General features: G+C 43.8%; 2 protein-coding genes. Both read left to right on the forward strand.

Annotation, left to right across the window (positions count from 1 at the left end; translation table 11 throughout):
• Positions 1-69 precede the first annotated feature (69 nt).
• Positions 70-645: an IS607 family transposase gene (locus tag QUB04_RS32365; protein WP_333147156.1), complete on the forward strand. Its 576-nt coding sequence runs from the start codon at positions 70-72 to the stop codon at positions 643-645.
• The gene (locus tag QUB04_RS32370) at positions 554-1,726 is read left to right on the forward strand and encodes a transposase (RefSeq protein WP_333290748.1); all 1,173 of its coding nucleotides are present in this window, start codon (positions 554-556) and stop codon (positions 1,724-1,726) included. The genes QUB04_RS32365 and QUB04_RS32370 overlap by 92 nt, the downstream gene beginning before the upstream one ends.
• Positions 1,727-1,750 lie beyond the last annotated feature (24 nt).

Here is a 1,750-nt window from a genome sequence, read left to right on the forward strand (position 1 = left end):
GGTTGACTAACAGTGTATAGTTTTCCAACAAATGCAAACATTTGCTAACAAACGCTGTAAGATGAGCAAATGGCATACATACCACTCAGAAAAGCAGTCCAATTCCTGGGTTTGCACGCCAACACCTTAAGGAAATATGCAGATGAAGGCAAGATCAAAAGCATCAAAAACGAAGCAGGACAAAGACTCTACGATGTTGAGTCTTACCAGCGCGGTGCAATTGGAACTGCCATTGTTTGTTACTGCCGAGTCAGTTCAACCAAGCAGCGAGACGACCTTGCTCGACAAGTTGAATTCATGCAGCAACAGTACCCAGACGCCGAAATCATCCAAGACATCGGCTCAGGAATCAATTTCAAAAGGAAAGGACTGCAAGCCCTACTGGTCAGATTTATGCGCGGCGAACAGCTCACGATTGTTGTTGCCTGTCGCGACAGATTGTGTCGATTTGGATTTGAATTGTTCGAGTTCATGGCACAGCAAAACGGTGGACAAATCGTGGTTCTTGACCGAACAGTTCACTGCCCAGAAACCGAACTCACCGCCGATCTTCTTGCCATCCTTCACGTCTTCAGTTGCCGAATGCACGGACTCAGAAGCTACAGCAAGAAAATCAAGGAAGATCCGTCTATTCCTAAATCCTGAACAAAAAGCACTGATAAAGCAGTGGTTTGGTGTAAGTCGTTTTGTCTACAACACGACTATCAAATACCTGCAAGAACCAGACAAAAAAGCTAGCTGGATGACAATCAAAACCGGAATACTCAACAGCTTACCAGAATGGGCAAAGCCTGTACCTTTCCAAATTAAATCGATTGCCATCAAAGATGCTTGCTCGGCAGTCAAGGCGGCTAAACAGGGTTTCAAAAAAGACGGTCAAATCCGTAAATGTAAATTTCGGAGCAGGAAAGACACCAAGCAATCTATCTATGTGCCGAAGTCGGCTATAAAAGATTGTGGTGTCTACCATTCGATTCTAGGCAAGTGTTTGTTAAAAGAAACTCTGCCTGAAACTTTCAGTGACGGCAGGTTAACGCTGGCTTATGGCGAGTATTACCTGATCGTTTCTGAAGAAGTGCAACAAGCCAAGACCGAAAACCAAGGTCGGCTTGTTGCCTTAGATCCCGGTGTCCGCACTTTCATGACATTTTTCTCTGAAAATTCTTACGGCTGGTTAGGAAAAGATTCTAATTTACACATCCAAAAACTATGTTTCCGGCTGGACAGATTAGTATCAAAAATTTCTAAAGCTCCCAGTCGCCAGAAAAGAAGATTCAAGAAAGTAGCCAGCAGGCTTCGTTGCAAAATCAAGAATTTGGTCAAAGAGCTGCATCATAAAACGGCTAAGTTTTTAGTCGATAATTTTGATGTAATTCTGCTGCCAACTTTTGAAAGTTCTCAAATGGTGTCTAAGTCACGTCGCAAGTTGAGGAACAAAACAGTGCGACAAATGTTGACTCTGAGCCATTACGAGTTCAAGACTTTCCTGAAGTGGAAAGCTTGGGAAAACTCCAAGCTTGTGATTGACGGCAACGAAGCTTACACTTCAAAAACTGTGTCATGGACGGGCGAAATTGTCAAAAATCTAGGTGGCGCTAGAACTATCAAGTCCGTAGCTACTGGATTGAAGATGGATCGGGATCTAAATGGTGCTCGCGGGATTTTCCTGCGGGCATTGGTTGACACGCCTTTGTTGAGAGACTCTCTTAACTTATACGTTTGTTAGCATTTGTTAGCGAAAAAGTGTCGG

The sequence above is a fragment of the Microcoleus sp. D2_18a_B4 genome (assembly GCF_036702475.1).
Taxonomy (GTDB): Bacteria; Cyanobacteriota; Cyanobacteriia; order Cyanobacteriales; family Microcoleaceae; genus Microcoleus.

Bases quoted from the DNA above. Each gene is read 5' to 3' on its own strand.
- QUB04_RS32365 (WP_333147156.1), top strand. From the start codon at position 70: ATGGCATACATACCACTCAGAAAAGCAGTCCAATTCCTGGGTTTGCAC.